This is a genomic window from Trichloromonas sp. (assembly GCF_041583255.1).
Lineage (GTDB): Bacteria > Desulfobacterota > Desulfuromonadia > Desulfuromonadales > Trichloromonadaceae > Trichloromonas.
Genome location: NZ_JBFHGD010000030.1, coordinates 1 through 22,180 on the forward strand (window position 1 = coordinate 1; position 22,180 = coordinate 22,180).

Genomic DNA, 22,180 nt, shown 5'->3' on the forward strand with positions numbered 1-22,180 from the left:
CTTCACGGCAGGCCCGTGGCTTTCCGCCCCCGGCTTACGGCGGGTTTGGCTTTCTCGGTGAATGCCAGCGAGAATGAGAGGTTATCACCAGCTGGTGCCCTGTCAAGGAGGCATCCGGGGGCAGAATGTTGGCACCTGTCAGCAGAATCCCTGCAAAAAATAAGGGCCCGACCTGTTGCCAGGCGGGCCCTTTGATATTCAATAGATAGTTGCAGTCACGGAAACATGCACCTGCGGAACCTGTCCTCTTTCTTCTCCACGCCCTACAAAACCATCAGCTCCTCATTGGAGTAGGTGATGTGCTTGAGGCCGTCCTTGGCGACGCGGAAGGTGTTCTCGATGCCGACGGCGCCGAGGCCGGGGTAGACCGCCTTGGGTTCGAAGGCGAAGACCATGTTCTCTTCGAGAAGCTGATCCTTGAAGCCGCGGGCGATAAAGGGGAACTCGTCGATCTCGACGCCGATGCCGTGGCCGATGAAGGAGACCTGGGCGCCCTTGGAGCCCATGAAATAATCCTTGTAGCCCATCTCGCAGGCGAGGCTGTAGCAGTCGTCGTAGATGGCGCCCCAGGCGACGCCGGGACGGGCGATCTCCTTGAGGCGGTTCTGAATCTGGTACATATCGACATATGCCTGCCGCAGTTGGTCGGAGAGCCCGCCGATGCAGAGGGTGCGGGTCTGGTCGACCAGGTAGCCGTCGAAGGCGCCGGCGAAGTCGACGATGATCGGCTCGTTTTCGCGGATCACCTTGTAGCTGGCCCCCTGGCCGATGCTGGGGTTGACCCCGATGCCGCCCAGGGGGGCGTCGAGAAAGGCCGGGGCGGCGCTGTCGGCGCCGGAGAAGATGTGGCCGTAGAAGAGCTCGGAGTTGAAGCCGCGCATGCGGCTGATCCCCTGGTGCCCTTCCTTGCGGGCGGTGAATTCGAGCTCGGCGGCCAGCTCGAGGTCGGTCATACCGGCGCGGATCACCTCGCAGGCGCGCTTGTAGACCTTGTCGACCTGCAGGGCGGCGTCTTTCATGATGCTGATTTCGTAGTCGGACTTGACCGCCCGCACGGTGCGGATCAGCGGGCTGGCGTCGGAAATGGCGGCGCCGGCGAGGGCCTTTTCGAAGCGCTGAAAGAGCGCCACCGGCACCACGTCGAGCTCCATGCCGAGCTTTTTCGCAACCGGGTAGCCGTATTCGGCGACGGTGGCGGGGATGTCTTTCGGGCTCTTGAAGGGGATGACTTCTTTGAGGCCGCACTCCATGCGCGCCCGGCTGTGCTCCTTGCGCACCAGGTAGAGCGGTTCGCCGGCGGCGGGGACGTAGAGCACCCCCTGCTGGATCGAGCCGGTGAAGTAGAAGAGGTCGGCGCTCTGCATCATCAGCACGGCGTCGAGACCGGCGCCGGCCATCAGGGCCTGGAGTTTTTTATAGCGGGCTTCGAGTTCGCTGGCGGGGGTGATGCGCATGATCATGTCTCCTCTTATTCGCAGGGGCCGGATGCTTTCATCATAAAAAAAACAAACATCAAAGTCGGTCTCACGCCCGTTCGCTGCGCTCACTCGAGCACGCAGAGGACGCGGAGAAAAAGCTTGAAGACCATGGTCTTTCGCCACGAATGTCACGAATCTTCACGAATATGCAAGGCATGTATAAGCAGTTCAATTCGTGTTCATTCGTGTAATTCGTGGATATCTTTTCGCTCTTCGTGCCTTTGAAGCTTAGAGGGACAGGCACCTGGCGGAGCCAGTCCCCGTCTTCCGTCTTCCGTCTTAAGCCGTTTCCACCCCGGCGTCTTCTTCGAGGTGCAGGTCGCGGATCGCCATTTCGCGCAGCTTGAATTTCTGGATCTTGCCGCTGGCGGTCATCGGGTATTCGTCGACGAACCTGACGTAGCGGGGGATCTTGTAATTGGCGATGCGCCCCTTGCAGAACTCGGTGATCTCCTCTTCGCTGCAGCTGGCGCCGTCCTTGATCTTGACCGCGGCCATGACCTGCTCGCCGTATTTCTTGTCGGGGACGCCGTAGACCTGCACGTCGGAGACCTTCGGGTGGGTGTAGAGGAATTCCTCGATCTCGCGGGGGTAGATGTTCTCGCCGCCGCGGATGATCATGTTCTTGATGCGGCCGGTGATCTTGCAGTAGCCGTTCTCGTCCATCACCGCCAGGTCGCCGGTGTGCAGCCAGCCGTCGGCATCGATGGCGCGGGCGGTCTCCTCGGGCATCTTGTAATAGCCCTTCATCACCAGGTAGCCGCGGGAGCAGAGCTCGCCCTGCTTGCCGGGCGGCAGGCTCTCCCCGGTCTCGATGTCGACCACCTTGACTTCGACGTTGGGCAGCGCCCGGCCGACGGTGGCGACCCGCAGCTCGATGGGATCGTCGGTGCGGGTCTGGGTGATGACCGGCGAGGCCTCGGTCTGGCCGTAGGCGATGGTGATGTCGCTGGCGTGCATGTCGCGGATGACCCGCTTCATGACCTCGATCGGACAGGGCGAGCCGGCCATGATGCCGGTGCGCAGGCTGGTCAGGTCGTACTTGCGGAAGGCCGGGTGCTCGAGCTCGGCGATGAACATGGTCGGCACGCCGTGGACGGCGGTACACTTTTCGGCCTCGATCGCCTTGAGCACCGCCTCGGGGGCGAAGGTCTCGACCGGCACCATGGTCGAGCCGTGGGTGACGCAGGCGAGCACGCCGAGGACGCAGCCGAAGCAGTGGAAAAAGGGCACCGGGATGCAGAGCCGGTCTTTCTCGGTGAACTTCATGCACTCGCCGATATTGAAGCCGTTGTTGATGATGTTGTGGTGGGTCAGCATGACCCCCTTGGGGAAGCCGGTGGTGCCGGAGGTGTACTGCATGTTGATCACTTCGTGCTCGTCGAGGGTCGCCTTGACCGCCGCCAGCTCGGCGTCGCTGATTTGTGCGCCGCGCTGCTCCAGCTCGGCGTAGGCGAGCATCCCGGCGGGAGCGGCGCCGCCGAGGAAGATCACGTTTTTCAGGAAGGGGAGCTTTTCGCAGGCGAGCTGGCCGAAGGGGGTCGCCTTGAGCTCGGGCACGACCGCGTTGACCGTCTCGACGTAATCGGTATCCTTGAAGCCCTGCACCAGGAAGAGGGTGTTCGAGTCGGACTGATTGAGGACGTACTCCAGCTCCGCCGACTTGTAGCTGGTATTGACCGTCACCAGCACCGCGCCGATCTTCGCCGTGGCGAACTGCAGCACCACCCACTCGGGGACGTTGGTCGCCCAGATCGACAGGTGATCCCCCTTCTTGATGCCGATGGCCAGCAGCCCCTTGGCGACCCGGTCGCAGAGGGCGTCGAACTGCCGGTAGCTGAGCCGCAGTCCGCGATCGGGATAGACCAGCGCGTCGTTGTCGGGGAAACGGCGGGCGATATCTTCGAGCAGTGCGCCCATGGTGAAGTGCAGTGCATCAGACATTGGAACAACTCCTTTGGTGTTCGTGGCTTAGAATATGTTTGATCTGGCGAAACAAATGTTAGCGATTTATATCTTGTTGTTTTTAATGCGTTTTTTGATACCACATGGCTCGCACCTTAGTCAATTCAAAAAGAAAATTCATGCCTGTTTTCGTATATAGCCGCCCGACCGCCCCCCCTGCCGGATAATGAATCACCCGCGCAGCGGCTGACTCTTTTCTGGGCAAAAGGCTAAATCCGTTCGCCAGTCGAAGGGTTAGCCGACTAATCCGCACTTGTCCACACGGCTTTCCACATCAACTTGTGGATGCATACACGTAAGGGTGGACAACCAGGAAGGATCGCAAGGTAGGAACAAGATTGCAAACGCAGAGATCGCTGTTTGCTGCAGTCAGACAGGGGGATTGGAGCGCTTGTCAACCCAGGCGGTAAAAGCGTCAGCAGAGAGAGGGCGACTGAACAGGAACCCTTGAATATTAACACACCCCTTATCCCTGAGAAATTCAAGCTGATCGCGGGTTTCGACCCCCTCGGCGAGAATGTTCAGATTCAGGCTCGCGGCCAGGGCGAGAATCGCCGCAACGATGCTCCGGCTGTCTGCGTCCTGAGGCAGATCACGCACAAAGGACTGGTCGATCTTCAGCGAGTCAATGGGCAGATGTTTCAGATAACTGAGCGAAGAATAGCCGGTACCAAAATCATCGATCGAGAGACGCAAGCCAAGCTGCTTCAGGCGCTCCATGGTGGAAAGCGCCTGTGCCGTATCGGTCATCAGGGTGCTTTCGGTCACCTCGATCACCAGATGCCGGGGATTCACCTCAAAGAAAGAGAGGGTCTTCTCAAAATGCCGGACCAAACCGTCTTGCTGAAACTGGCTGGCCGAGAGATTGATCGCCACCGGCAACAGGGGGCCGCCTTGTTCCCTCCAGGCCCGTAACTGCTGGCAGGCCGCCCCCAGCACCCAGTCTCCCAGCGCCAGCATCAAGCCACTTTCTTCGGCCACGGAGAGGAAACGGTCCGGCATCAACAGCCCCAGACGCGGGTGCTGCCAGCGCACCAGGGCCTCGGCGCCGATGACTCTGCCACTGCCGGCGTCAACCTGGGGTTGATAATGCAAGATCAATTCGTCGGATTCCAAAGCCCGGCGCAGTTCGCTCTCGAGTTGCATCTGCTCCATCGCCTGGTCGTTCATGGCCGGGGCGAAAAAGCTGAAATTCCCCTTCCCTTTGGCTTTGGCGGAATGCATGGCCCCGGCAGCATTCTGCAGCAAGCGTCCGGCATCGTCGCCATCAGCTGGAAACAACGTGATGCCGCAGCAGAGGGTCATGAAAACTTCCTGCCCATCGATCATAAACGGCTCTTTGAACGTGCTCAACAATTCCTGAATCACATGCCCCGCCTCGACAGTGCCGCCAACGTGCGGGAGCATGAGCGGAAAGGCCCCGGAGCCGAAATGACCGACGATCCCTCGACCGCCCACCACGGCTGCCAGGCGGTCGCCCGCCTGGAGCAAAAGTTGATCGCCGCGGCCATGCCCCAGGGCATTGTTGATTTTTCTAAAACCGTCGATATCGACCAGGATCAAGCAGAAGGGCCTTTCTTTTTTTCGCGCGCGAGCGAGTTCAATTTCGAGGGTGGCAAGAACCGTTCGCTTATTGGGCAATCCTGTCAACCGATCATACTGATCGAGAAAAGTCACCCTGTCCTCGGCAGCCCGCCGCTGCCGCGCCTGGGCATTGAGTCGCCACCCACCGCCGACGATGATCGCAAGACCGAGCAACCAGAAGAGGACCGTCCCCAGCATCGCCAGCCACATGTTCGGCCGGCGGATTTCATATAGCGGGGCGATCGCCACCGAGACGCTGAGACCGCCTCGCAGGCTGCCGATCTCGTCCCCCTGGCTGGCATGACATTTTAGGCAGTCGGCGGAGGTCTGCAGCGGACGCATCAGGCGCAGGAACCCGCCCTGCCCGCCCTCGACCACACCGGCCACCTCCTCTTCTCCGAGATCGAGCTGCTCCAGAGCGGCGCGCTCCCAGGCGTCAGGGGCGTTGGCCGGGTTAATCGGCCGAAGACTGGTGATGCGCCCGGTAAGGCCCAGCAGGCTCTGTTCCAGCTGAAAGACCTCACGCAGCATGTAGGCCGGGTTAACCATCGTCAGAATGCGACCCGACGGGGTCACGACCTCTCGTTCGGGAACATCGGCAAGATAGGGATTGGGTGGGGTGGTCGGACTCATTTCGACGTAGACGCCGCCATGGCTGGCATTCCAGTGACGGTAGACGATCATCTTTTCCGCCATGGCTCTGGCCTGTACCCTGGCCATTTCAAGCGTCTCCTGCTGCTCCTTGCGAAAATTCCACACCAGCCCGAAGGCCGCGACAAGAGTCCAGAGCAGAGCCAGAACCAAGGCACCGACCTTCAACATCCGGGTAGCTTTCGAAATTTCTATGGGTTTTACCACGTTGTGAGACCCCCTCACGAACAGACGGAACAGACACCGACTCCTGCGGGACGTGTCGATTGCGGACAAATCCCACGGGAATCGGTGCCTGCAGGCAAGATCAGTTTGACGTCGTGAACAGCTGGACTCTCTGCTGACGCTTAATCAACCAGGGTTGAGGGTCCACTTACATGCCTCAGCATTTCAAAAGGGATGAAAAAACCCGGGCGGAAGGAATCCTTCCGCCCGGCTCATGCTTATCAGTAGGGTTTGGCGTTGAAGCGTTTCTGCACGTCGAAGGGATCCTGGATGACCTGGTCAGGCTGGAACTGCACCTTGGTCTTGCCGCGGTCGGTCAGGTATTTCTCCAGCTCGAGATCGATCTCGGCTGGGACATCAACACCGGCCTTGGCCAGGGCCTGGCGCAGCAGCCCTTCGGCCTTGGTGGCGAAGGCGGTCGAGTCGCTCAGCACCCGCGCCGCTTCGGGCGGGTTGTGGAAACCGGCCGAGTTCTCGGCGCCGATGAAGATCAGGCGGAAGAAGGCGTCGAAGTAGAATTCCTTGGCCTGGTCGTAGAGGGCCGGGTCGATGGCTTTGCCTTCTTCCTGCGACTTGTGGGTCAGCTCGAAGAGCTTGGCGACGGTGGCGTTGGCGTAGCCGGCGCGGATGTTCATCGACACGGTGCGGTCCTGGATGTCGTAGACCCGCTGGCGCAGCCACTCGGGGCCTTCGGCGTGGCACTGCTGGCAGGCCTTGAGGTCGGCCTTGAGCGGGCTGGTCACCCGGTGGTCGGAGACCTTGACCGAACCGACCTTGGTGTAGGGCATGTGGCAGTCGGCGCAGGAAGCCCCGGCCATCCAGTGGACGCTGTCGTTGCTGAACAGTTCAAATTCGGGATGGCGGATAAAGGGGAAGCGGAAGCCGGTGACGCTCTGCTTCCATTCCTTGATGGAATCGTCGCTGCGGAACTGGGCGATGATGTCTTCGATGGCGATTTTGCCGAACTTGCTGTTCTGCCAGGGGAAGTAGATGCCGACCGATTTCTTGTCTTCATCCTTCTTGATGTTGTAGGTCACGTGGCACTGGGCGCAGACCATGGTGCGCATCTCCTGGGTGGTCAGCTTGGCGGGGTCCTTGCCCATGGCCTGCAGCCCCTTGCCCAGGGTGAATTCGCGGGACAGCTTGAGGGCCATCGAATTGTTGTCATGGCAGTCGATGCAGGCCACCCCCATCTCGCGGTGCTCTTCGGGGATGTGGCTGAGGACTTCCATGAAGGGCTGCTTGTAGTAATCGACCCCCATCTCCTTTTCGAGCTTGGGCGCGTAGGGGGTTTTGCAGGTCAGGCAGACGCCGCCGGCGCCGATGCGCGAGGCGTCGATTTCAAGCTGGTCCTTGAGCATGTAGGCATGGCCGCGCGGCTCGTTGTAGGCCACGCCGAAGCCCCAGCCGTTGAAGAGCAGCGCCAGAAAGGGGTACTCGGACAGCTTGTCCCAGGTGACCTTGTCGGAATCCCAGCCCTGGCGGTACTTGCTCTTGCCGGGCTCGGTCGGCTCTTCGGTCTGCTTCCACAGGTCGTAGTGGACCGGGTAGGCCTTGCCCCAGTTCGCCGGCTCCATCTCGCCGTCGGCGATCTTGACCGGGCGGACCGCCTCGGTTTTCTCCGGCTGACAGCCGGCCATCAGCACGGCCGAGAGGGCCAGCATCAGCAGAATTGAAATGCTCGATTTTGCGGTAGTCAACATAGGTTCCTCGCCTCCTTGAAGTTTGTTGAAAGGTATAGCCCTAAAGGGTCTGTATGGTTCCGCTGCGCTTGTGCTGGATGCCGCGGTGGCACTTCCAGCAGTCCCTCTGGTCATCGATCATCGACACCGTGGTCGAGTGGCAGCGAATGCAGTTCGCCTGCAAAACTTTTTCTGCATGCGGCGTCAGCTCGATATCGTCGGAAACCTGGCCGGAATAGAACATGTAGGCGTCCTTGAGGCCGTCGATCGACTTCCACAGGTAATGCACAAACTGGTTCTGGTTGGGCAGATGACAGTCGACGCACTTGATCTGCCGGTGGGCGCCGACATGGGCCCAGGCCTGAAATTCGGCCTCCATCACGTGACAGCCGGAACAGAAACCGGGCTCGCTGCTGCGCGCCAGCATCCTCGGGGGGCCGAACAGGACAAATGCCGTCAACGCCCCCCCCACCAGGATGGCCAGAAGTAAGTATCCTTTTGGGGATTTCGCCATTCCTTCACCTCCTCTCATCAAACGTGATACGTGATTGTGAACTTCACGACTGTTCTTTTGCACAGTTGCCGTCTCTGCCCCTGTTTACCAGAAATGTGCCATTTTTCACAAAAACCAGCCACATCCCCATAAATGCCCGAAAAAAAAGAGGAATCCAAAAAATTGGATTCCTCTTCAAGAATGCCGGCCCCTGCGGCGGCCGGAAAAACGTTACCAAACGGTTACAGTCGTCACCGAGGCGTTCCCTTAGGGTAACATCTCCGCCACCCCGTACCGCTGCATCTTTTCCCACAGGGCTTTCCTGGAGATCCCCAGCGACAGAGCGGTCTCCGACTTTCGGCTGCCGTGGTGCCTCAGGGCGGCCAGGATAATTTCCTGTTCATACTTCTGCAGGGCCTCCCTGAGCGGCTGCCCCGGCGCGAAGCCTGGCTCGGGCGGTGCGTCGAGGCCCCCCTCCAGGAGCTCGGGCGGCAAGTCGGCAGGGAGGATTTCCGCCTCTTTGCCGAGGGCGACCGCGCGTTCCATGGCATGCTTGAGCTGTCGCACATTACCCGGGAAAGAGCAGGCCAGCAGGCACTTTTTAAGCTCGCTGGAAAGCGCGGGAACCGGCTTGCCCATCTGGCGGGCGAAGTGCGTTGCGAAATACCCGGCCAGCGGGATGATGTCTTCCCGCCGCTCCCGCAGCGGCGGGATCGGGATCTGGATGACGTTGAGCCGAAAGTAAAGGTCGGGGCGGAAGCGTCCCTGGCGCACCTCCTCGGCCAGGTCGCGGTTGGTCGCCGCGACGATGCGCACATCGACGGCCGTCTCCCGCCGGCCGCCGACCGCCTGCACCCGGCGTTCCTGCAGCACCCGCAGCAGTTTGGCCTGGGCCGGCAAAGGCAGCTCGCCGATTTCGTCGAGGAAGAGGGTCCCCTTGTGGGCCTGAACGAATTTACCCGGATGGTCGCTGACGGCCCCGGTGAACGCCCCTTTGACATGGCCGAAGAGTTCGGATTCGATCAGGTTTTCAGGCAGCGCGGCGCAATTGACGTTGACCAGCGGGGCACGGGCGCGGGCGCTGAGGCTGTGGAGCATTTCGACGAAATGCTCCTTGCCGGTCCCGCTTTCGCCGAACAGCAGCACCGAAGAATCGAGGGGAGCCACCGCCTGCACCATGTCGAGGGGGATCTTGATGGCCGGGCTGTGGGCGACGAAGGAAAACTTCTCGAAGGGGCCGGAGAGGATTTTTTTCAGCTGCAGGTTTTCTTCGCTGAGGTTCTTCTTTTCGGTGATGTCGCGGCTGACCAGCAACGTGCCGAGGTAAGAGCCGTCGGCCTCGCGCACCGCCGTATAGGTATTGTCGAAATAGCGCCCCTGGGCGCTGATGATGCGGTGATGGGAGGCGACCTCCCCCGACTTGAGGCTGCCGAGCAGATCGACGATCTGCTCATGCACCCGCGCCGGGTGGATGTCGAAGATCGGCCGCCCGGTGAACTTTTGCGCCGACACCTTGCGGATGCGTTCGGCCGCCGGGTTGAGCACGCGGATGATGTCGGCGGCGTCGAGGAAGATGACCCCTTCGGCCATCTCCTCGACAATCGCCCGGAATATTTCCTGCGTCGGCACGGACATCGCCCCTCCTCGCATGTTTCGTTTAGGTAACATCGACAATCTTAACCGAACCGGCGAATCGAATGTTGTAAAAAATGCTGCCACTACAGCCGGCAAGGGCAACCACAGGGGGTTGCCCCTACAAATTCGGCTTTATGGTTGTCCCGTAGGGGCAGGCCCCCGTGCCTGCCCTGGGCCGCTGCCAGGACGAAAAAAGCCCGGTGCTGGCGCACCGGGCTTCATAAATTCGGACTGACCCATGTCACCAGTGCGGCCGCAGGCACTGCTGCTTGATGAATTCGCGGATCGCATACATGATCTCCAGCGACAGGTCGAGAAACTGCACTCCCATCCCCGCCGGCAGCTGCGGTTTTTTCGCTTCTACCGCGGCATTCACCCAGGCGACCCGCCCCTGGCAGCAGACCGGCGAGGTCAGGTTGGGCAGCGTGAATTCGAGGCTCAGGGGCGTGTCGACGGGCAGCGGCTGGTCGGTTTCGAGAAAGACCCCGCCGGTGCTGATGTTGACCGAGTAGTCGGTGAGCAGAATCTTCGGGTCGGCGCCGAAATGGATCTGCAGCCGGGCCATGACCCGCGGCGCGATGCGGTCGGGCAAGGACAGGAACTTGCGGGCCGTGGCGACAAAAAGATGGCGATTGATCGGCTTGAGCAGAATATCGTCACAGCCGGCATCACGGCAGCGCTGCTGGTCGGCGTCGCGCCCCCCCTGGGTAACGATGACCACCGGGGTCCTGGCGATCTCGGGAGTGGCCCGGATGCGCCGGCAGACCTCATCCCCGTCCATTTCCGGCATGTACAGGTCCATCATGACCAGCTTCGGGCGCTCGGCGAGGGTCAGCTCGTAGGCCTGCTGCCCGGTGCGGGCCACCAGCAGTTCTACGTTTTCACGCCGGAAAAAAGTCTTCTCCAGCTCCAGGAACAACTCGACATCGTCAGCCAGCAGAACCCTATCTTCAGCCACCATTCACTCCTGAGTTTGTCGGCCAGTCCGGCCGTTGGAAACGGTTTCTCTCTTGTCTTGCCCATGCTTCCCGACTATACTTGCCAGCAATTTTACCGGGAGCCTGAAATGATTGAACATCACTGGACCAGCGTGACCTTTTTTGCCGTCTTTGCTGCGGCCTCCACCCTGCTCGGGATGGGCCTGCTGCTGTTCCGTGAAGATTGGAGCCGGCGCAATTCGACCAACCTGATCTCCTACTCGGCCGGCGTCATGCTGGGCATCGGTTTTCTGCACATCCTCCCCGAAGCCCAGGAACTGACTCCGCATGCGACCGGCTACCTGTTGGCCGCCTTCGTGGTCTTTTATTTTCTCGAACATCACCTGCCGTTTCACTCGGACCACGAACAGATGCATCACAGCCGCATCGACGTTCCCGGCAGCCACGACGCCTGCTGTGCCAGCCCCCACCCCATGGGGCTTATCGCCTTCTGCGGCATGAGCCTGCACTCGCTGATCGACGGGCTCATCATCGGCACCGGCTTCGAGATCGACCCCCAGATCGGCCTGCTGTCGGCGCTGGCGGTCATCGTCCACAAAATCCCGTCGGGCGTCTCGATGTTTTCGATCCTGCTCCATTACGGCTACCAGAAACCGAGGGCCATGCTCTTTACCTCGGCGGTAGCGGCGTCCACCCCGATCGGGGCGATCGGCTCCTATGCCCTGCTTCGCCAGATGAACCCGGATTTTCTCGGCGTCATCATGGCCGTGGCCGCCGGCTCCTTCATCTACATCGCCGCCTCGGACCTGATCCCCGAATCCCACCGGGTGCGCGGCATCAAGGGGAGCCTGGCCCTGTGCGGCGGAGTCTTGACCGCCGTCGCCGTCGGCTGGTTCGCACATTGAGAAACCGTGATTGGCTAAAGGGTGACGGATAACGAGCACTGCCTTCTGCCTTCTGTCTTTCCGATCTCTCGCACGTTCGCTGTGCTCACTCGAGACGCAGAGGACGCGGAGGAAAACCTTAAAGCCATGGTCTTTTGCCACGAATGGACACGAATCTTCACGAATAAAGGCATCTATCAGCGGTTTCATTCGTGCCCATTCGTGACATTCGTGGATATCTTTTCGCCTTTGCGCCTTTGCGGTAAACCATGTTTAACAGGGATGAACTGGATGAATGGGATGGCATTCGCCGATTAGGCCAGGGCAGGCACGAGGGCCTGCCCCTACGGATTGCCGCCAATCACCAATCACCAATCACCAATCACCAATCACCAATCACCAATCACCAATCACCAATCACCAATCACCAATCACCAATCACCAATCACCGCCTTAACTACCTGGCACAATCGGACGGGTCGCCCTTGAGCTTGGCCAGGCCGTGTGCGAGTGCCGGCAGCACCACTTCGAGATTTTCCCGGGCCCCCTTCGGGCTGCCGGGGAGATTGATGATCATCGACTGCCGCCGCACCCCGGCCAGCGCCCGCGACAGCATGGCGTGGGGGGTTTTGGCCAGGCTGGCCATGCGCATCGCCTCGGCCATGCCGGGAATCTCGTAATCGAGCACCCGGGCGGTCGCCTGGGGGGTCAGGTCGCGGGCGGTGAGCCCGGTGCCGCCGGTGGTCAGGATCAGGTCGAGCTTCTCCTGGTCGACCCAGTCGACCAGGGTCGACACGATCTTCTCCAGGTCATCGGGGATCACCTGGTAGCGAACCACCTGGCCCAGGCCGGCGACCATCTGCTGCAGGATTTTTCCGCTCTCGTCCTCGCGGGCCCCCTTCGCCCCCTTGTCCGACAGGGTCAGAATGCCGATCGTGAACTGCTCGCTCATGCCGCGCCCTCCCCTTCGAGCACGACGATCGCATCGTCGCAACAGACCTTTCCGCCCTTGATCACCTTGGCGAAAATCCCCTCCTTGGGCATGACGCAGTCGCCCGCCTGGTAATAGATGGCGCAGCGGGTATGGCAGGTTTTGCCGATCTGGGTCACTTCGAGCAGCGCGCTCGGTCCGACCCGCAGACGGGTGCCGAGCGGCAGGGTATAGAGTTCGACCCCGAGGGTGGTCAGGTTTTCGGCAAAGTCGCCGGGGCCGACATCGAGACCGGCGGCGCGCATCTTGTCGATGCTCTCCATGGCCAGCAGGCTGACCTGGCGATGCCAGTCGCCGCCGTGGCCGTCCCCTTCGAGCCCGAAATTTTCCACCAGCGTGCCGCTGCCGACATTCTTTTTTCGCTCTCCCTTGCCCGGGCTGGTACAGACCGCGACAATTGTTCCCTGCTGCATGGCAATCTCCTGAACGGGGCTTGACGGGCCCCGGCTGATGGCTATTTCTTCTTCTCTTTGGTCATCAGCATGCGGCGCGCATTGTTGACGACCACCGAGGAAACCTCGCGGCTCTTGGCCAGCCCCTTGAGATCCTTTTCGGAAAGGATGGCCATGAAACGCAGGGCCTTGGGCAGGGGGGTACGGTTATGCACCACCAGGGCCCGCTTGATCTCGTAATTCTTGATCCACTCGTTGTTCATGACGATCAGGCGGATCAGTTCGTCGCTGGAGCTTTTGTTTTTGGCGATGGCCAGCACCTCGCCGTCGGTGATCCGCGGGTTTTTCAGGACCGCCGAAGAGACCAGCTTGTTGGCGTCCTTGATGAAAATATTGCGCCACTCCTTGTCGCCGGTCAGCGCCATCTTGATTTTATCGGCAACCGGCATCTCCAGGGCCAGCTGGTACTTGGAAAGATGCTCCTCATCGAACTCCTCGGCGCTCTCCTCGTTTTCCGGCTCTTCCTCGCCTTCCGGCTCTTCCGGCTCTTCGGCATCTGCCGGGGGTTCATCGGCCAGCAGGCCGAACCTCCGCTTGAGTTCGGGCTCAACGCGGGGGTTGGCTGCCAGCGCCTCGGCGATTTCCGGGTGAGCGGCGAGCAGCTGCCGGTTTCCGGCAATCAATTCGAAGACCGCCGCAGGACAATGCGCGGCGATATTTTTCAGGGTAGCCGGGGTGAGCCCGGGGTTTTTAAGCAGTGCGCCGATGACCCGCGGGTCAGCCAGGCGGCCGCGGGCGATCAGTTCAAGATGCTTGGGGTGCAGTTCATCGCCGCCGACCAGGGTCGCCAGCTCGTCGGCGTCAACGGCGGCCAGGGCGGCGGAGACGGCGCCTTTCAGCTCAAGGTCGGCGGACTGGAAGAGGTAGAGAAAGACGGTCAAGCGGTCTTTCAGCGACAGCTCGGTTTCGCCGCAGACCACCGCCAGCTGCTCGGACTTGGGGGCCTGTTTGACCAGCCGGGCCACCTCGGGCGACACCATCAGGCGTACGGTATTATTGTTGCTGCTCATGCGGTCCCTTCATCAGGGGTTACGGACCACCTCGGCCGGGAGCCCGGCGGCCCGGGTTCGCTTCACCACGGCTTCGGCGCTGGCCTGATCCGGGAAACTGCCGAACTTGAGGCGGGTCAGGTTCAGCTCGACCCGGGTCTGTTCCTCATCAACCCTGACCCCCTTGCGGGCGAGCTCATCGGTGAGCTCCCGGGCCTTGTCGTGGTCATAAAAGGAGCCCGCGTAAACCGCCAGCTGGTCGCCGCGGCGCAGGGTAAAAACACTCGGGACAATCTTCGCCAGTTCAGCGGCTTTGAGCCTGGCCGTCTCGGGGGCATAGACCCCGATCAGCAGGCGGGTCATCGGCATGACCTTCTTGACCGGCTCCAGCTTCCCCTCGAAACCGAGCTGGCGTATTTTTGCCATCGCCTCGTCGCGGTTGGCCTGATCGACGAAAGCGCCGGCCTGGATCGCATATTTGCCGGCCGCCGCCGGCGGTTTGGCCGCGACCGGGGCCTTTTTCTCCGGCGCCGGTGATGCGGCCTTCTCGACCACGGCGGCAACCGGCGGAGCGGCCGCCGTCCCAGGAACGACGGGCGCGGCCGCGGCGATCGGCGGGGCCGGCGCCGATTCGGTCGGCAGGACTTCGCGCAGCGTCCCCTTGGGGATGGCCGCGTCGACCACGGGTTCGCGATCGACCGCAACCGGCTCGACCCCAGCGGGGACCGGCACCGCGGCCGGATCGGGCCGCTCGGGCATGGCCAGGGTCTGTTTGGCCGGCGCCGGCCGCTTGGCGGCCGGCGGAGCCGGGCTGGTGGTGAAATAATAGAATCCGGCGGCGGACAGGACCATCACCAGCAGGCCGTACAGCACCATGCGCGAGGAGGAGCGCCGGCCATGTGCATCGGCGGGTTCCTCGGCCGCGACCGGCGGAATTTCACCGGCCTGCGGCTCAGCGGAAATCGGCGGCAGTACCGGGGTCGGCTCCGGCTCCGAGTCGTCGAAAGCAAAATCCTCACCGGGCTCGCCCTTGCCGCCGGGGTCTTCCTCAAGCGTCCCCCAGCCGTCGTCGTCGGTACCGTTCTCGCCGAGATCCCCGAAAGTGAAGTCCTTGTCGTCATCCGCCATCATCTGTTCCCCTCGTCTTTAAACAATCAGCAGGTCAATCAGCCTCTTTCATCTCCGCCAGGATCCTGGCCGTGAGATGAGGAGGCACTTCTTCGTAATGGGAAAATTCCATGGTGAACAGGCCTCGGTCCGACGTCATGGAACGCAGCTCCGGGGCATACTTGAGGACTTCGGCCATGGGCACCTGCACGGCGACGTTCTGGCTGCTCCCCTGGGGCTCGACGCCGAGAACCTTGCCGCGGCGCGAGTTCATGTCGCCGATCACGTCGCCGACGCAATCGTCCGGCACCATGATCTCCATGTGCATGACCGGCTCGAGCAGCACCGGGCTGGCTTCTTCCATGGCCTTTTTAAAGGCCATGGAGCCGGCGATCTTGAAGGCCATTTCCGACGAGTCGACCGAATGGTGGGAGCCGTCATACAGGGTCACCGAAAAGTCCTGCACCGGGTAGTCGGCCAGGATGCCGTGTTTCAGCGATTCATGAATCCCCTTGTCGACCGCCGGGATGAACTGCCGCGGGATGACCCCGCCGACGACCTTGTCGATGAACTGGTAGCCTTCCCCGCGGGACAGCGGGGCGATCTCGATATGCACATCGGCGAACTGGCCGCGGCCGCCGGACTGCTTCTTGTGCCGGTAGTGCTGCTTGACCGTCTTCTTGATGGTTTCGCGGTACGGCACCTTGGGCTCCTTGAGCAGCACCTCGACCCCGAACTTGCGCTTGAGCTTCTCCACGGCGACCTCGACATGCACCTGCCCCATGCCGGAGAGGATCATCTCCTTGGTCTCCTCGTCACGCTGGATATGGTAGGTGGGATCCTCCTCCATGATCCGGTGCAGCGAGCTCATGATCTTTTCTTCGTCCCCCTTGGCCTTGGCCTCCAGGGCGAAAGAGATCACCGGCTTGAGCGCCATCGGGCTTTCGTAGACGATCGGCCTGGCCCCGTCGCAGAGGGTGTCGCCGGTCGCCGTCTCCTTGAGTTTGGCCACGGCGACGATGTCGCCCGCCTCGGCTTCGGCCACCGGCTTCTGCTTCTTGCCTTCGAGTTCGAAAATCTGGCCGATGCGCTCGGTGGTCTCCTTGTTGGGATTATAAACGACCGAATCGCTCTTGAGGGTGCCCGAGTAGATCCGGAACAGGGTCAGCTTGCCGGTATAAGGATCGCTGATGGTCTTGAAGACCATGGCCGAAAAAGGCTCTTTCGGATCGGGCTTGCGCTGCTCGTCGTCGCCGGTCTTGGGGTTGCTGCCGTACTGGATCCCCTTGTCGACCGGCGAGGGGAGGCAGTTGACGATAAAATTGAGCAGGGTACGCACGCCGAGGTTGGCCGTGGCGCTGCCGCAGAAGACCGGGGTAAAGACCTTGGTCAGCGTCCCTTCGCGCAGCCCGAGCAGGATTTCATCGCGGCTGAGGGTTTCCGTTTCGAGGTACTTCTCCATCAGTTCGTCGTCGGCCTCGGCGGCCGCCTCGACCATGAGGGTCCGCACCCGCTCGGCCTCGTCGAGATACTCGGCCGGGATGTCGGTTTCGTCGTAGCTCCCCTTGTCGTCGAACTTGAAGAAGCGGGCCTTCATGTCGACCAGGTCGATGATTCCCTTGAAATCGTCGCCGGAGCCGACCGGCATGGTCACGGCGACGGCCCGGGTGGAAAGGCTCTTCTGGACATCGTCGACGGCCTTGAGAAAGTCGGCGCGGTCACGGTCCATCTTGTTGACGAAGACGATCCGCGGCACTTCGAACTCGTTGGCCCATTCCCAGATCTTCAGCGTCTGCGCCTTGACCCCGTCGACGGCGGAGACAACCAGCACGGCGCCGCCGAGGATCCGCAGGCAGTTGCGGGTATCATGGAGGAAGTTGGTGTAGCCGGGGGTGTCGACGATATGCAGGCTGCAGTCGCGCCACTCACAGTGGTTGAGGCTCGAGCTGATGGTGATCTGACGCTTGATCTCCTCGGGCTCGTAGTCCATGGTCGAAGTGCCGTCGTCGACCCGCCCGAGGCGGTCGGTCATGCCGGTATTGAAGAGGATGGCTTCGGTGAGCGACGTCTTGCCGGCATCCCCCTGCCCCACAATTCCCAGGTTACGCAGTTTGGCCGTTTCATACTTTCCCATAATTCCTCCTTACATTTCACCTCAGGGTGAAACCAGTTAAAGGATTGCCTTCAGGAAACAACGAACAGGGGAACCTCCCCAGCAAACTATGGCTGCAAGCCCCGCTGCCCGGCTAATCGCTGCGACGACCTGCCGGCACGGACCCTGCGAGCGAACCTCAATATTCGGAGCTCTTGCCCCCCCCCTTGTTGCGATGATAGATGATCAGCAGCCCTTCCAGGGTCAGCATCGGCTCGATCTCGTCGATCGCCTTCGAATCGGCGGAGATCAGCGGCGCCAGCCCGCCGGTGGCGACCACCAGGGACGGCTCGCCGGCCTCCTGCTTCATGCGGGCGACGATCCCGTCGACCAGCCCGACATAGCCGTAGAAGATCCCCGACTGCATGCTGGCGACGGTGTTCCTGGCGATCACCTGGGGCGGCCGCGACAGGTCGACCCGCGGCAGTTTGCTGGCCCGCTCGAACAGGGCCTCGGCCGAAATCGCCACGCCGGGGGCGATGGCGCCGCCGAGATATTCGCCCTTGGCGGAGATATAGTCGAAGGTCGTCGCCGTGCCGAAATCGACGACGATCAGGCTGCGCCGGTATTTCTCGTAAGCGGCCACGGCGTTGACGATGCGGTCGGCGCCGACCTCTTTCGGGTTGTCGTAAAGGATCGGCATGCCGGTCTTGATGCCGGGGCCGACCACGTACGGCTTTTTGTCGAAATAGGCCTGGCAGAGGGCGACGAAGGTGTTCAGCAGCGGCGGCACCACGCAGGAGATGATGACGTCGCTGACATTTTTGAACTGCACTTCGGAGAGGCCGAACAGGCGGTCGATGAGGATGGCGTATTCATCGACGGTGCGGGTCTTGTCGGTGGTGATCCGCCAGCTCTTGAGCAGGGCTTCGCCGCCGTAAAGACCGAGCACGGTGTTGGAGTTGCCGATATCGATAACCAGGAGCATAAATTCAACCCGTCAGAAGAAAAACTAAGTCAGCCACTGTGGCTATTGATTGCCGTGGCCGCCATCGTCAGAGCGGTCTGACATCGCCGGCCATGATTTTTTCCTGCACGCCGTCGTCCGTGCGCACCAGCAGTGCGCCATCGCTGTCGAGCCCCTCGACCGTCCCGCGGATCACCCGGCTCTGGCAATCGACCTCGACCGGCCGGCCGACCAGGTCGCAGAGCTCTTCCCAGGCGCTGATGATCGGGGCGAACCCCCTGTCGAGATAGGCCAGGTAGAGCCGGTCGAGATGGCGGTACAGGGTGCGGGCAAAGGCCAGTCGGGAAACCGTTTCGCCCTTTTCCAGGGCCACCGAGGTGGCAGGATAACGCAGGTCGGCGGGAAACTGGGCGGCTTCCATATTCAGGTTGACGCCGATGCCGAGGATGATGTAGCGCACCCCCTCGGTTTCGGCGTTCATTTCGTTGAGCAGGCCGGCGACCTTCTTGCCGCCAAGCAGGACATCATTCGGCCACTTGACCCTGGGGGAGAGCCCGCTGACATCGCGGATCGCCAGGGCCACCGCCACGGCGGAGACAAAGGTCAGCTGCGGGCCGTCAAAGGGGAGAATCGGCGGGCGCAGCAGCACCGAGGTGTAGATGTTGACGCCCGGCGGCGAGGCCCAGGTACGGCCCAGGCGCCCCTTGCCGGCGGTCTGCCGGTCGGCGATCACCACCGTGCCGTCGGGATGTCCCTGGTCGCCGAGTTCCCGGGCCCGGCTGTTGGTCGAGTCGGTTTCGTCGAAGAAAACCAGCTCGCGGCCGACGATGCGGGTCTCCAGGCCGGAGCGCAGCTCTTCGATCAGCAGCGCATCGGGCGAGGCGGCGAGGCGGTAGCCCCGCGAGGTCACCGCGTCGATGCTGTACCCGAGATCGCGCAGCAGGCGGATCTTCTTCCAGACGGCGGTGCGTGAGACGCCCAGCTTCTGGCTGATCTCCTCCCCCGATACGAAGTCGCCCGGATGCTCGCGAAACAGGTTGAGGATGTCTTCGTGCTCGAGCTTTTTGCTCATGCGGTGACGACGGCTTTCTACTGGAACAGCATGGAAATATCGACCGCCCTGAACGAGTGGGTGAGCGCGCCGACGGAAATGAAATCGACCCCGGTCTCGGCAATGGCGCGCACGGTTTTCAGGATGACCCCGCCCGAGGCTTCGGTCAGGGCCCGGCCGCCAATCAGCTGAACCGCTTCACGCAGGGCATCGGGGCCCATGTTGTCGAGCAGGATGATGTCGGCGCGGGCGGCCAGGGCTTCACGAACCTCGTCCAGGTCGCGGGTTTCGACTTCGATCTTGAGGGTATGCGGCACCCGGGCCCGGGCCCGTTCGATGGCGACTTCGACGCCGCCGGCGGCAGCGATGTGGTTTTCCTTGATCAGCACCCCGTCGTAGAGCGAGGTGCGGTGGTTGCGGCCGCCGCCCATGCGCACCGAGTACTTCTCGAGCACCCGCAGCCCCGGCGTGGTCTTGCGGGTATCGACCAGGGTGGCCGAGGTGCCCTCGACCGCCTTGACGAACTGGGCCGTGAGGGTGGCCACCCCGCACATGCGCTGCAGCAGGTTCAGCGCCACCCGCTCCCCCTGCAGCAGCACCGCGGCATCGCCTTTGAGCCAGGCCAGCACCTGGCCGCGGCTGACGGCGCGGCCGTCCTCCATGATCTTCTCGAAGGCGATCTTCGGGTCGAGCAGGTGAAAAACCCGGCCGGCCACATCGATGCCCGAGAGGACGAAATCTTCTTTGGCGACCAGTTCGGCGCGCCCCGGAGTTCCCGGTTGCACCGTCGCCATGGTGGTGACATCGCCGAGACCGATGTCCTCCTGCAGGGCATTCTGAATTATCCGGTCTATTTCAAACATTTGGACTCCTGTCTAACATATTGAAAACGCTTTTTTATAGCATAATTTCGAAGCCTGCCGCAACCGAAAAGCCCAGCGGCGAAACAAAGTTATTTGGGCTTTACATTTCCTCTGGTTGTGCTAGAAAAAGGAGGTTACGCACCCGCATTCGCGGTCGTTAAAGCGAACCGCCGAACACGCCCCCTTCCCATCTCAAGGCCATTGGCTACAGGAGTGTATCGTGCCCAACAAAGTGCTGATTTTATTGGCTCTGACTTTTTCACTACTCGCTTCCGGCTGCGTCAGCAAGACGGTCTACCAGCAGAAGGTCGATGAAGCCGATCAACTCACCGGCAGAATCGGTGAACTCGAAACCGAATATCAGCTGATGGTCGACAAAAACGGCTACCTGACCCAACGCAACGGCGAACTCGACCTGCGCCTGCGCGAAACCCTGAACCGCAGCTCGGCGCTGCAGGACGACCTGCTGCGGGCCCGGGCCGACATCGACCGGCTGGAGAAGATCCTTTCGGCCCGCAGCGCCGAAGCGGGCGCCGCCATGGCCGACATGCGCCAGAGTATCGACCGCCTCGAAACGCAGAACCGCGACCTTGCCCTGCAGGTCGAAAATGAACGCCTCGCCCGCGAAGCCCGGGTCGCCCAGATGAAGAGTACCTACGACGAACTGGTCGGCATGATGGATGCGGAAATCAAGCGGGGGGAGGTCACCATCTCCGAACTCCAGGGCAAACTCTCGGTAAACATGGTGGAGAAAATTCTTTTCGATTCGGGCGAGGCCGAGGTCAAACCGGCGGGGCTCGAGGTGCTGCGCCGGGTCGGCGGAGTCGTAAAGGGGGTGCTCGACAAGGAAATCCGCGTCGAGGGGCACACCGACAACGTGCCGATCAGCCCCCGCCTGCAGCAGAAATTCCCCAGCAACTGGGAGCTTTCGACGGCCCGCGCGGTCAACGTACTGCACTTTCTGCAAAGCAAGGTCGGCATCTCCGGCGAACGCATTTCCGCCTGCGGCTACGGCGAGCACCGCCCGATCGCCGAAAACGACAGCCCGCAGGGGCGCGCCCTGAACCGCCGCATCCAGATCGTGCTGGTCCCCTTCGAGATCCAGGCCGCCCAGGCCCCTTCCGCGGCTCAGCCTTAAAGATGCCGGGCCGGCACACGGACTACATCTTCTGGGATAACGACGGCGTTCTGGTCGATACGGAACATCTCTATTTCCAGGCCTCCGCCGAGGTGCTGGCAGAGGCCGATATCGAGATCAGCCGCGAGCAGTTCATCGATATTTCCCTGCAGCGCGGGCAAAGCGTCTTCGACCTGGCCCGCCGGCGGCACTCGCCGGAGCGCATCGACGGCATGCGGCAAGAGCGTAATCAACGCTACGCCGACCTGCTGCGGCGGGGTGTTGCCCCCATGAGCGGAGTGACCGAGACCCTGCGGCAGCTGCACGGCCGGGTCGGAATGGCCGTGGTCACCAGTTCACACCGGGACCACTTCGAAATCATCCACCGCCATACCGGGCTGCTCGAATACTTCGATTTCGTACTGACCCGCGAAGACTATACCCACTCGAAACCGCACCCCGAGCCCTATCTCATGGCGCTCGCCAGATGCGCCCGCCCCGCCCACCGCTGCCTGGTCGTCGAAGACTCGGCGCGCGGGCTGAACGCCGCCGTGGCAGCCGGCCTGCCCTGCGTGGTCCTGCCGGGGGAACTCAACGGGCGCAGCGACCTGTCGGCGGCGAAACGGGTCCTCACGCACATTTCCGAAATTCCGGAGCTCGTCTTTGCCGCCCCCGCCCTTCAGGGATGACCCGCAGCAAAACCACCACGCAGGCATATGAAATAAGCAGAACAAAACCCTTCCAGGCCGATCAACAATCCCCGCCCAGCCCGGCAATGTCTCAATTCAGCGACACACAAAACTTCTCCCGGACGGTTTTTTCACTTGAAATATTTCGGTGCCGGTTATAGTATTGCGCCAATTCCGGTTCCTTCGGGAGCCGGAAGGCGACCCCGTGTACTCCCCCCCTCCGTACACGGGGTCTTTTATTGTCCAAAATCCCCCCGATCCCGCCGTAAAATCAAATCTGACTTCGCTTCTAATTTTAGTTGATTTTACCTAAAGCCTTTAGTATTA

Annotated in this window: 18 protein-coding genes and 1 riboswitch; of the genes, 3 read left to right on the forward strand and 15 right to left on the reverse strand. The window is 61.7% G+C overall.

Annotated elements, in window-relative coordinates; genetic code table 11:
- A riboswitch (cyclic di-GMP riboswitch) is annotated at window positions 1–60 on the reverse strand. This riboswitch is flagged as partial in the annotation.
- A gap of 203 nt (window positions 61–263) precedes the next feature.
- From ABYV89_RS04160 to ABYV89_RS04190, 7 genes are all read right to left on the reverse strand, one after another.
- A complete protein-coding gene (locus ABYV89_RS04160; RefSeq protein ID WP_432821672.1) occupies window positions 264–1,454 on the reverse strand; it encodes a M24 family metallopeptidase in 1,191 nt (396 codons plus the stop codon).
- A 303-nt stretch (window positions 1,455–1,757) separates the two neighbouring features.
- Window positions 1,758–3,422: an AMP-binding protein gene (locus ABYV89_RS04165; protein ID WP_432821673.1), complete on the reverse strand. Its 1,665-nt coding sequence runs from the start codon at window positions 3,420–3,422 to the stop codon at window positions 1,758–1,760.
- Window positions 3,423–3,812: 390 nt separating this feature from the next.
- Window positions 3,813–5,885: a putative bifunctional diguanylate cyclase/phosphodiesterase gene (locus tag ABYV89_RS04170; RefSeq protein ID WP_432821674.1), complete on the reverse strand. Its 2,073-nt coding sequence runs from the start codon at window positions 5,883–5,885 to the stop codon at window positions 3,813–3,815.
- Window positions 5,886–6,124: 239 nt separating this feature from the next.
- On the reverse strand, window positions 6,125–7,606 hold the full coding sequence (locus ABYV89_RS04175) for an ammonia-forming cytochrome c nitrite reductase subunit c552 (RefSeq protein WP_432821675.1): 1,482 nt from the start codon (window positions 7,604–7,606) through the stop codon (window positions 6,125–6,127).
- A 40-nt stretch (window positions 7,607–7,646) separates the two neighbouring features.
- Window positions 7,647–8,099, reverse strand: a complete 453-nt coding sequence (nrfH, locus tag ABYV89_RS04180; protein WP_432821676.1) for a cytochrome c nitrite reductase small subunit — start codon at window positions 8,097–8,099, stop codon at window positions 7,647–7,649.
- Between the two features lie 246 nt (window positions 8,100–8,345).
- Complete coding sequence (locus tag ABYV89_RS04185) at window positions 8,346–9,713, reverse strand: sigma-54 interaction domain-containing protein (protein WP_432821677.1); 1,368 nt, start codon at window positions 9,711–9,713, stop codon at window positions 8,346–8,348.
- Between the two features lie 241 nt (window positions 9,714–9,954).
- Window positions 9,955–10,671, reverse strand: coding sequence for a TIGR02266 family protein (locus tag ABYV89_RS04190; protein ID WP_432821678.1), 717 nt, complete (start codon window positions 10,669–10,671; stop codon window positions 9,955–9,957).
- Window positions 10,672–10,779: 108 nt separating this feature from the next.
- Between ABYV89_RS04190 and ABYV89_RS04195 the strand changes: the two genes are divergently transcribed.
- Window positions 10,780–11,556 (forward strand): ZIP family metal transporter, encoded by a 777-nt coding sequence (locus tag ABYV89_RS04195; RefSeq protein WP_432821679.1) that lies wholly within the window; start codon window positions 10,780–10,782, stop codon window positions 11,554–11,556.
- 436 nt (window positions 11,557–11,992) lie between these two features.
- Here ABYV89_RS04195 and ABYV89_RS04200 read toward each other — a convergent pair whose 3' ends face one another.
- The 8 genes from ABYV89_RS04200 to nadC all read right to left on the reverse strand — a co-directional run bounded on the left by ABYV89_RS04200 (window position 11,993) and on the right by nadC (window position 20,047).
- Window positions 11,993–12,487: a MogA/MoaB family molybdenum cofactor biosynthesis protein gene (locus ABYV89_RS04200; protein ID WP_432821680.1), complete on the reverse strand. Its 495-nt coding sequence runs from the start codon at window positions 12,485–12,487 to the stop codon at window positions 11,993–11,995.
- Window positions 12,484–12,939: an MOSC domain-containing protein gene (locus ABYV89_RS04205; RefSeq protein ID WP_432821681.1), complete on the reverse strand. Its 456-nt coding sequence runs from the start codon at window positions 12,937–12,939 to the stop codon at window positions 12,484–12,486. The genes ABYV89_RS04200 and ABYV89_RS04205 overlap by 4 nt, the downstream gene beginning before the upstream one ends.
- Before the next feature lie 41 nt (window positions 12,940–12,980).
- Complete coding sequence (locus tag ABYV89_RS04210) at window positions 12,981–13,988, reverse strand: hypothetical protein (protein WP_432821682.1); 1,008 nt, start codon at window positions 13,986–13,988, stop codon at window positions 12,981–12,983.
- A gap of 12 nt (window positions 13,989–14,000) precedes the next feature.
- Window positions 14,001–15,098 (reverse strand): SPOR domain-containing protein, encoded by a 1,098-nt coding sequence (locus ABYV89_RS04215; RefSeq protein ID WP_432821683.1) that lies wholly within the window; start codon window positions 15,096–15,098, stop codon window positions 14,001–14,003.
- 31 nt (window positions 15,099–15,129) lie between these two features.
- A complete protein-coding gene (gene fusA, locus ABYV89_RS04220) occupies window positions 15,130–17,208 on the reverse strand; it encodes an elongation factor G (RefSeq protein WP_432821684.1) in 2,079 nt (692 codons plus the stop codon).
- A gap of 157 nt (window positions 17,209–17,365) precedes the next feature.
- Window positions 17,366–18,154: a type III pantothenate kinase gene (locus tag ABYV89_RS04225; protein ID WP_432821685.1), complete on the reverse strand. Its 789-nt coding sequence runs from the start codon at window positions 18,152–18,154 to the stop codon at window positions 17,366–17,368.
- A gap of 67 nt (window positions 18,155–18,221) precedes the next feature.
- Complete coding sequence (locus ABYV89_RS04230) at window positions 18,222–19,205, reverse strand: biotin--[acetyl-CoA-carboxylase] ligase (RefSeq protein WP_432821686.1); 984 nt, start codon at window positions 19,203–19,205, stop codon at window positions 18,222–18,224.
- A gap of 17 nt (window positions 19,206–19,222) precedes the next feature.
- Window positions 19,223–20,047, reverse strand: a complete 825-nt coding sequence (gene nadC / locus ABYV89_RS04235) for a carboxylating nicotinate-nucleotide diphosphorylase (protein WP_432821687.1) — start codon at window positions 20,045–20,047, stop codon at window positions 19,223–19,225.
- 220 nt (window positions 20,048–20,267) lie between these two features.
- On the opposite strand from nadC, the gene ABYV89_RS04240 reads away from it, so the two are divergent.
- Both ABYV89_RS04240 and ABYV89_RS04245 read left to right on the forward strand, forming a co-directional pair.
- Complete coding sequence (locus ABYV89_RS04240) at window positions 20,268–21,185, forward strand: OmpA family protein (RefSeq protein ID WP_432821688.1); 918 nt, start codon at window positions 20,268–20,270, stop codon at window positions 21,183–21,185.
- A gap of 2 nt (window positions 21,186–21,187) precedes the next feature.
- Complete coding sequence (locus ABYV89_RS04245) at window positions 21,188–21,853, forward strand: HAD family hydrolase (protein WP_432821689.1); 666 nt, start codon at window positions 21,188–21,190, stop codon at window positions 21,851–21,853.
- The last annotated feature ends 327 nt before the right edge of the window (window positions 21,854–22,180 follow it).

Excerpts from the sequence above, each read along its gene's own strand:
- ABYV89_RS04205 (WP_432821681.1), bottom strand. The coding sequence starts at position 12,939 with ATGCAGCAGGGAACAATTGTCGCGGTCTGTACCAGCCCGGGCAAGGGA.
- nrfH (WP_432821676.1), bottom strand. The coding sequence starts at position 8,099 with ATGGCGAAATCCCCAAAAGGATACTTACTTCTGGCCATCCTGGTGGGG.
- ABYV89_RS04175 (WP_432821675.1), bottom strand. The coding sequence starts at position 7,606 with ATGTTGACTACCGCAAAATCGAGCATTTCAATTCTGCTGATGCTGGCC.
- ABYV89_RS04245 (WP_432821689.1), top strand. The coding sequence starts at position 21,188 with ATGCCGGGCCGGCACACGGACTACATCTTCTGGGATAACGACGGCGTT.
- ABYV89_RS04215 (WP_432821683.1), bottom strand. The coding sequence starts at position 15,098 with ATGATGGCGGATGACGACAAGGACTTCACTTTCGGGGATCTCGGCGAG.
- ABYV89_RS04200 (WP_432821680.1), bottom strand. The coding sequence starts at position 12,487 with ATGAGCGAGCAGTTCACGATCGGCATTCTGACCCTGTCGGACAAGGGG.
- ABYV89_RS04210 (WP_432821682.1), bottom strand. The coding sequence starts at position 13,988 with ATGAGCAGCAACAATAATACCGTACGCCTGATGGTGTCGCCCGAGGTG.
- ABYV89_RS04225 (WP_432821685.1), bottom strand. The coding sequence starts at position 18,154 with ATGCTCCTGGTTATCGATATCGGCAACTCCAACACCGTGCTCGGTCTT.
- ABYV89_RS04195 (WP_432821679.1), top strand. The coding sequence starts at position 10,780 with ATGATTGAACATCACTGGACCAGCGTGACCTTTTTTGCCGTCTTTGCT.
- ABYV89_RS04185 (WP_432821677.1), bottom strand. The coding sequence starts at position 9,713 with ATGTCCGTGCCGACGCAGGAAATATTCCGGGCGATTGTCGAGGAGATG.
- ABYV89_RS04230 (WP_432821686.1), bottom strand. The coding sequence starts at position 19,205 with ATGAGCAAAAAGCTCGAGCACGAAGACATCCTCAACCTGTTTCGCGAG.
- ABYV89_RS04165 (WP_432821673.1), bottom strand. The coding sequence starts at position 3,422 with ATGTCTGATGCACTGCACTTCACCATGGGCGCACTGCTCGAAGATATC.
- nadC (WP_432821687.1), bottom strand. The coding sequence starts at position 20,047 with ATGTTTGAAATAGACCGGATAATTCAGAATGCCCTGCAGGAGGACATC.
- fusA (WP_432821684.1), bottom strand. The coding sequence starts at position 17,208 with ATGGGAAAGTATGAAACGGCCAAACTGCGTAACCTGGGAATTGTGGGG.
- ABYV89_RS04160 (WP_432821672.1), bottom strand. The coding sequence starts at position 1,454 with ATGCGCATCACCCCCGCCAGCGAACTCGAAGCCCGCTATAAAAAACTC.